The 6,721-nt window shown below is 69.6% G+C and carries 10 protein-coding genes and 1 pseudogene; all 11 read left to right on the top strand.

The annotated features are described in order from the left end of the window. On the top strand, window positions 1-254 hold a 254-nt coding region (locus BACI9J_RS24545; protein WP_236558888.1), incomplete at its 5' end, for a hypothetical protein. After that, on the top strand, window positions 254-1,666 hold the full coding sequence (locus tag BACI9J_RS23010) for a hypothetical protein (RefSeq protein ID WP_159558298.1): 1,413 nt from the start codon (window positions 254-256) through the stop codon (window positions 1,664-1,666). The genes BACI9J_RS24545 and BACI9J_RS23010, both read left to right, overlap by 1 nt. Beyond that, window positions 1,663-2,202: a hypothetical protein gene (locus BACI9J_RS23005; RefSeq protein WP_159558299.1), complete on the top strand. Its 540-nt coding sequence runs from the start codon at window positions 1,663-1,665 to the stop codon at window positions 2,200-2,202. The genes BACI9J_RS23010 and BACI9J_RS23005 overlap by 4 nt, the downstream gene beginning before the upstream one ends. 1 nt (window position 2,203) lies before the next feature. Beyond that, window positions 2,204-3,280 (top strand): hypothetical protein, encoded by a 1,077-nt coding sequence (locus BACI9J_RS23000; RefSeq protein ID WP_159558300.1) that lies wholly within the window; start codon window positions 2,204-2,206, stop codon window positions 3,278-3,280. Further along, entirely contained in the window at window positions 3,277-4,038 is a 762-nt protein-coding gene (locus BACI9J_RS22995) for a hypothetical protein (protein ID WP_159145857.1), read from the top strand. Before BACI9J_RS23000 ends, BACI9J_RS22995 begins: the two co-directional genes overlap by 4 nt. Beyond that, on the top strand, window positions 3,924-4,280 hold the full coding sequence (locus tag BACI9J_RS22990) for a hypothetical protein (protein ID WP_159736679.1): 357 nt from the start codon (window positions 3,924-3,926) through the stop codon (window positions 4,278-4,280). The genes BACI9J_RS22995 and BACI9J_RS22990 overlap by 115 nt, the downstream gene beginning before the upstream one ends. Further along, complete coding sequence (locus tag BACI9J_RS22985; RefSeq protein ID WP_159558301.1) at window positions 4,277-4,996, top strand: HNH endonuclease family protein; 720 nt, start codon at window positions 4,277-4,279, stop codon at window positions 4,994-4,996. The genes BACI9J_RS22990 and BACI9J_RS22985 overlap by 4 nt, the downstream gene beginning before the upstream one ends. An 11-nt stretch (window positions 4,997-5,007) precedes the next feature. Beyond that, complete coding sequence (locus BACI9J_RS22980; RefSeq protein WP_159558302.1) at window positions 5,008-5,370, top strand: hypothetical protein; 363 nt, start codon at window positions 5,008-5,010, stop codon at window positions 5,368-5,370. Then, complete coding sequence (locus BACI9J_RS22975; RefSeq protein WP_159736678.1) at window positions 5,367-5,657, top strand: hypothetical protein; 291 nt, start codon at window positions 5,367-5,369, stop codon at window positions 5,655-5,657. The genes BACI9J_RS22980 and BACI9J_RS22975 overlap by 4 nt, the downstream gene beginning before the upstream one ends. Then, the gene (locus BACI9J_RS22970) at window positions 5,654-6,190 is read left to right on the top strand and encodes a hypothetical protein (protein WP_159558304.1); all 537 of its coding nucleotides are present in this window, start codon (window positions 5,654-5,656) and stop codon (window positions 6,188-6,190) included. Before BACI9J_RS22975 ends, BACI9J_RS22970 begins: the two co-directional genes overlap by 4 nt. Beyond that, a pseudogene (locus BACI9J_RS22965) lies at window positions 6,190-6,721 on the top strand (hypothetical protein); the annotation flags it as partial. The gene BACI9J_RS22970 and the pseudogene BACI9J_RS22965, both read left to right, overlap by 1 nt.

The following is a 6,721-nucleotide window of genomic DNA, read 5'->3' as shown; positions in this document are numbered from 1 at the left end:
GTATCGATGGCTCTCCAGTCGCACGGGCAGTTGCCCGGTCGACGGAACCGCCGGTGATGGCACGGCGGGCGGGGAAGTCGGCACTTCTCCGCAAGCTCGTGCACCCAATGCCTCGGACGATGGCGGTGACGCTGGAGCCGTCAGCAGGCGGCCGGAGTGAGTACGCCGCGTTCTTCGAGTCGCTAGGCGCGACGCCGAACAGGTTCGTCCTCGGCGACAAGACCCGAAACCTGCTCGTTACGGGGGCCATCTGATGAGTGACTTTGCAACGCTCACGCCCGACGAAGCAACACTCCCGGTCGGCAGTTGGGAGTTCCCTCGCCTCGAGCCCCGCGGGTACGTCGAACCGCGCAACCGGATCTTGAAGCGCACCAGCTACTACGGCGGCCCCGTCAAGGGCGCCCCGTCGACGTCGCGGCAGGTCGAGGTGCTGAACCAGGGGATCCTGGAATCCCCGATGCAGTTCGAGGGTCTGCTGTCCGGGGTCGAGACGCTGTCGAAGACGCCCAGCGTGAACGACCAGTTCCAGGCGTACGCGCTCGGTCTGGTCGACTCCCCGAACGTCGTCGAAGCCGGCGACGTCGGCGTGGGCAAGTCGACGCTGATGAAGTGCGACTACGTCCTCCGCGCCCTGACGCTGCTGCGGCGCCGGGTGGTCGTCGTCGACAAGAAGCAGCAGTCCCCAACGGAGCCGTGGGGCGAGTACACCAACGTCGCCCACACCGCCGGGGTCGACCCGATCCGTCTCGCCCTCGGCGACCCGGACGGGTCCCGGATCAACATGCTCGACCCGGCACTGTCGCAGACCCGATTCATCGCCGGCGACACCGGCGCCCTCATGGTCCTGCAGCAGGCCGCCGCGCTCCTGAACGACAGCACCCCGCTGGACACGTGGGAGCGGAAGGCGCTCCGTGTGGCGCTCCGGGACGGAGCCGCCCAGGCGCGGGCCCGCCAGCGGGTGGTGAACATCTACGACGTCCTCGACCACTGCGGCGTCATCAGCGACGAGCTGCGGAAGCAGATGAGCCCCACGGCGCTCGAGCGGATGCACGAAGCCGGCCTCACGCTGCGGTTCATCCTCGAACGTCTCCCGGAGGAGATGCCGGGCCTGTTCGACGGCGACACGTCGGAGAACGTCAAGCTCGGCGAGAAGCTGACCGTGTTCGACATCTCGCAGCTGCCCGAGGACGGCCCCGCCGTCCCGCTGGCGATGATGCTCGCCAACGCGTGGACCCTCGGCACGATCCGCCGCTCCGAGCCGGGGTGGAAGACGACGTTCTGCGTCGACGAGGGCTGGTTCCTCGTCGGCGGCCCGATGGGGAAGGTCATCCAGTCCAACGCGAAGCTCTCCCGCGCGCTCGGCCTGTCGAACGTGGTGAACATCCACCACATCTCCGACATCCCCTCCGACGACCCCGCGGTGGCGTTCATCAAGGAGGCCGGAACGATGCACCTGTTCCGGCAGTCGAAGGCCGACGACGCGGTCGCGGCCGCGCAGATCGCCGGCTTGAAGCCCGGCGCGGCCGAGCAGCTGATGACCCTGCCGAAGGGGCAGCACTTCAAGAAGGTCGGCCTCGCCGCGGAGGTTCGGATCGCGCACTTCCGCTCCGAGCTCGAGCGACAGATCACCGACACCAGCGCCGGCTTGACGGGAGCAGCACTGTGAACCGCACCAGCCTCGCGATCGCCACGGCCGTGGTGATCGCCTCAGCCCTCACCGGGTGCGCCAGCGCGCCGGCGCAGCCGTCCGTGTCGGTCCCCGCAGCGGCACCGACCAGTGCGGCCACGAGCGACGACGGGCAGCCGAAGGTCACCGGCCCCGGCCAGGTGACCCCGTCCGCGCAGCCGACGGCACCGGTGAACGCGGAGGACCCGATCACGTCGACGCAGGAGGGCGCCGCGACCGGGACGGCGTCCGGGTTCGTGTCCGCGTACGTCGACAAGAGCATCACCGGCGACGCGTGGGCCAAGGGATGGATGCCGTACCTCACCACGCAGGCTCAGGCCGCGTACGAGGGCACCAGCCAGCAGGTGGTCCCCGGGACCACCCTCTCCGGCACGGTGCAGCTCGAGGACGGTGGCACCAACGGCGCCGCGATCGTCGACGTCCCCACCGACGCCGGCACGTACACGGTGCAGCTCAACCAGGTGAACGGCTCCTGGAAGGTGCTCCGCGCGATCCTCCCCGGCGAGGACGACTGACATGGTCAAGTTCGTTGTCGGCGCCGTGGCGGTCATCGTCCTGTTCATCGGGATGCTCCTCGGCGCCTCCGGTGGCGGCTCGACCGCGGCCGCGGCGTGCGGTGCCGGCGCCGGCGACACCGCGGCGGTCACGAAGGACCTCCCGAAGAAGGTCGGCACGTGGGACACCGACCAGGTGAAGATGGCCGCACGTCTCGTGGGAGCCGCGCACGAGGTGAAGGCCAACGAGCAGGCCACCACCATCGTCGTGATGACGGCGATGGGTGAGTCGTCGCTGACGAACCTGAACCACGGCGACGCCGTCGACAACACCACCATCGGCGTGCTGCAGCAGGACGACAGCTACGGAGAGCGCGCCGACCGGCTGAACCCGGAGAAGGCTGCGAAGGCGTTCCTGGCGAAGCTGGTCAAGGTGCCGGACTGGGAGACGCTCGAGCCGACGCTCGCCGCCCACAAGGTGCAGGTCAACGCCGACCCGTACCACTACGCGAAGTTCTGGACCGACGCGCAGCAGATGGTCGCTGCCGTCACCGGCGCTGCGACCACGTCCGGCTGCGACGTCTCCGGCGACCAGGTCGAGCTTGCGAAGACCCTCAAGGCTGCGTGGGAGAAGGGCACCTTCACGGACACGTACCACCCGCAGATGGTGGAGCAGGAGATCCTGCCCATCGTCGACGGGACGACCAAGGACGGCTGCCAGGTCGACACCCGGATCTTGCAGCTGCTCGTCGCGGCGCTCAACAAGTACGGCTCCGTGCAGATCAGCGACATGAACCGTCCGTGCGTCGGGATCGGCACGCACTGCGAGTCCGGGTCGCTGCACTGCAAGAACCCGGCCGTGGCCGTGGACTTCAACACCGTCGGCGGGAACGTGCTCCTCGGCTCCGGAAAGCAGGACATCGAGTTCCTGAAGTGGCTCGACACCGTGATGCCGAAGGGCTCCCAAGCGGGCCAGGTGCAGTGCCGGCCGAACACGCCGCTGGAGAACTTCCGCCAGTTCGAAGACCCGTGCTCGCACCAGCACATCGACCTCGGCTCCACCACGGAGCCCTTGACCATCGGCAAGGACGCCTCATGAGCACCCTGACCATGCCGCTCGACGCAGGCACCGTCACGTTCGAGATCCTCGACCAGCTGCAGGAGCACACACCCATCAGCTGGGGCGGGCTGACCGCCGCAGCAGGGCGGTCGTACTCACCGCTCCAGGGCGAAGCGTGGCCGGACTACACCGTGTTCCCTGACCGGGATGACGTCGACCAGGTGCTCGTCCTCGACCGCTGGTACGACGAAGACGGCCAGCGTGGCCGAACGATGCTGCGGCTGCCGCGCCGCACCGTCGGGGATGCGCTCGACCACCTCCACACGCGCCAGCCCGTGTGCCGGTTCCGTGCGAGCCAGGAAGTCGACCCGTTCGACCCGGAGGGCTCCCGCGACCTCCCGGCGCTGTCGGTCTGGACCGGCCCCGTCATCGACGCCGCGGACGTGCCGGCGACGGGCCCAGGCCCGGACCTTCGCGGTGGCCGCGTGGTGTTCCGCGGACGGCTCTCCGACCGCACCAACGTCCTCGAGGACCACCCGGGCATGGAGGCGTGGGAGAAGCTCATCCTCGAGCAGACGCCTGCTCTTGGCGAGTGGGTGCTCCGCTCCGGCTCGCACGTCATCGAGGACCTGCAGGTGCACGAGCATGCCACGGAGCTCAGCACCCTCGATGAGGTGTTGACGTGGGCGGAGCAGTGGCTGCACACCGCGTACGGCTCTGCGTACCCGATGACCGTCAACTCGTTCGTGGTGTCCTGCGCCGGTGCCGGGCAGCCGATGACGGTGCGGGTCTGGTGAGCGTCGTGGGGAAGATCGTCGGCGCTGTCACGGGCGGGGTTGACGAAGTCCACCGGACCGTCGCCGCGTACAAGGCCGCCCGAGAAGCACGCGACCTCGCGATCGCCGAGGCCGCCCTGACGGTCGGCCACCACCGAGTCGCGCAGGAAGCCGGCCTCTCCCCATCGCGGGTGCGGCAGATCCTCCACGACGTCACCGCACCGCAGGACCACCACGATGCCCGGGAAGGGGACCCCCAGTGAGACGCCGCACGAAACAGCAGCTCGTCACAGCGGCCGCCCTGTTCGCGGCCGCGGCTGTCGGCACGATCGCCGCACCCTACGTGCACCCCACGACCGCGACCGGCGAGATCTGGTCGACGTCGACGGGACAGCCTTCCCCCTCGAGCACGGTGTCCGCGGCCGAGGCGCTGCGAGATCTCCGCACGCTGGAGATCTCCGACGCGTACGTGCCGGCGCGCTACGACCGCGACGCGTTCGGGCCGGCGTGGGCCGACGTCGACCGCAACGGCTGCGACACCCGCAACGACGTCCTCCGGCGCGACCTGACGGCCGTCGTCACGAAGCCGGGCACCAACGGGTGCGTGGTGCTCTCCGGGACGCTCCACGACCCGTACACGGGCCGCACGATCGCCTTCAACCGCGGGCCGACGTCGAGCGTGGCCGTGCAGATCGACCACCGCGTCCCGTTGTCCTACGCGTGGCGGCACGGCGCCGCATCGTGGACGGCCGAACAGCGGGAGCTGTTCGCCAACGACCAAGCGACGAACCTGGTCGCCGTCGACGGGCCCGCGAACGAAGAGAAGTCCGACTCCGGGCCCGCGGAGTGGATGCCGGCGAACACGGCCGACGCCTGCAGCTACGCGGTGTCGTTCGTGACCGTGGCCACGAAGTGGCACCTGTCGATCGCCACCGCCGACGAGCACGCGCTCGCACGCACCCTGGCAACCTGCAGCTGAAGGACATGACGATGACCGACAAGCCCGTTGACACGGCTCCCTCCGACGCACCGCGGTTCGGGTTGACCCGCACCCGCCTGGTGTTCCTCGTCCTCGCCGCGGCGCCCATGATCGCCGGCATCGGCTGCGGGATCGAGTCGTTCCGCGCAGGGTGGCAGTCCTACGTGCCGTACTGGGGCGCCGCGATGCGGGCCGTTCCGGCCAACGACACCGCCACCGCCTGGTGGATCGCGGGCGTGGCGGCAATCTGCGTCGGCGCCGGAACGGCGATCAGTGCCACAGCGCCGAAGCCGTTCGTCGCCGCCGCGTCGATCGCCGGCGTCTACGGCGTGATGACCGCGCTGTTCTTCCTCCTGCTGGCGGCGATCGCATGAAGCGGCCGACAGTCCCTGAGCCGCGGGCGACGGTGCGGCGTGGTCGCCTGGCGATCGCGCGGCTGTGTCTGCTCCTCGGCGCCGTCTGCGGGATCGCCGCCACCCTGGTGGGGCTGCCCGTCGTGCAGCTACTTCCGGGCGGCCCTGCGACGGAACCGGAGCTGCACCTGACCGCTCAAGCGGTGTGGGCGCTGATCGGCATCGCCCTCCTCATCGCCGGCAACGCGCTCGTCGTCGCCGAGTTCAACCGCATCGACTGGGAATGGCAGCTGGAGGACCTCCTATGACCCCGATCCCCACGGAGTGGGACATCACCCACACCTGCGGGCACACCGTCCGTAAGAACCTCTCCAACAAGCCCGCCGGCCAGCGTGCAGGCACGGCGCGGTGGTTCGCGAAGAACCGTCAGTGCCCCGCGTGCGAAGCGGAACAGCGGGCCGCGGAGGATGCCGAGTTCCGCGCGGAAGCCGAGCGGGATGGCATGCCCGAGTTGATCGGCAACGACGGCGCCGTGCGGTGGGCGGTGCGGATCCGGCAGGAGTTCCTGCGGGCATCGTTCCGCGAGCTCGTCGAAACGAACCTGGTCGACGCGGCGGTGTTCCAGCGGGACGTGCTCGAGGCAGCGCGCCGTGTGACGGCGGCGCGGTGGTGGATCGACAACCGGGAGATCGCCGCCGCCGACCTGCCCGAACTGCTCGCCGAGCCCGGCCCCGGCGCCATCGCGAGGACGCGGCCACCGGCCGGTCCTGGAGCCGCATCATCCGAACCAGCACCCGCCGCCGGCAGGGTGTCGTTCTTCGACAAGAAAGCGAACCGCTGATGGACACGCTCAAGGAACTCTGTGCCACGGTGCAGGTGTACGTGTGGCTCGCCGTCGTGGTGGTCGCGGCTTGGACCGGACTGCACATCGCATCCGTCCAGGATCCGAAGGTGCGGGATCTGTCGTGGAACCCGCTCGACGTCGCCATGGACGCGTTGAAGGGCCGGTTCCGGATGCCGGAGAGCGGCATCGTGTTCGCCATCGGCGCCGTCATCGTCGCCGTGGTGATCCTCATGGTGCTCTGGTTCGCCCTCCCGGCGATCTGGCACAAGGTGTTCGGGCCGTCGAAGCCGAAGGCGGAGGAAGGTTTCGCCGGCGTGCAGGAGCTGCAGGACCGCGCCGAGATCGGGTACAAGGTCGAGACGACCGCGCCCTACGCCTACATGGGTGACCACCCGATCCGCGCGACGACCGAGGACGTGGCCACCGTCGTAGCACCACCCCGGTCCGGCAAGACGATGCGCCTGGTCATCCGGCTGATCCTCAAGGCGTTCGGTCCGGTCGTGTCGACGTCGACGAAGCCCGACGTCG

The organism is Arthrobacter sp. 9V (assembly GCF_902506065.1).
Classification (GTDB): domain Bacteria; phylum Actinomycetota; class Actinomycetes; order Actinomycetales; family Micrococcaceae; genus Arthrobacter.
The sequence above is the reverse complement of the archived record's forward strand: the minus strand, read 5'-3'. Positions and strand labels throughout refer to the sequence as shown.

Bases quoted from the DNA above. Each gene is read 5' to 3' on its own strand.
- BACI9J_RS23010 (WP_159558298.1), top strand. From the start codon at position 254: ATGAGTGACTTTGCAACGCTCACGCCCGACGAAGCAACACTCCCGGTC.
- BACI9J_RS23000 (WP_159558300.1), top strand. From the start codon at position 2,204: ATGGTCAAGTTCGTTGTCGGCGCCGTGGCGGTCATCGTCCTGTTCATC.
- BACI9J_RS22995 (WP_159145857.1), top strand. From the start codon at position 3,277: ATGAGCACCCTGACCATGCCGCTCGACGCAGGCACCGTCACGTTCGAG.
- BACI9J_RS22980 (WP_159558302.1), top strand. From the start codon at position 5,008: ATGACCGACAAGCCCGTTGACACGGCTCCCTCCGACGCACCGCGGTTC.
- BACI9J_RS22975 (WP_159736678.1), top strand. From the start codon at position 5,367: ATGAAGCGGCCGACAGTCCCTGAGCCGCGGGCGACGGTGCGGCGTGGT.
- BACI9J_RS22970 (WP_159558304.1), top strand. From the start codon at position 5,654: ATGACCCCGATCCCCACGGAGTGGGACATCACCCACACCTGCGGGCAC.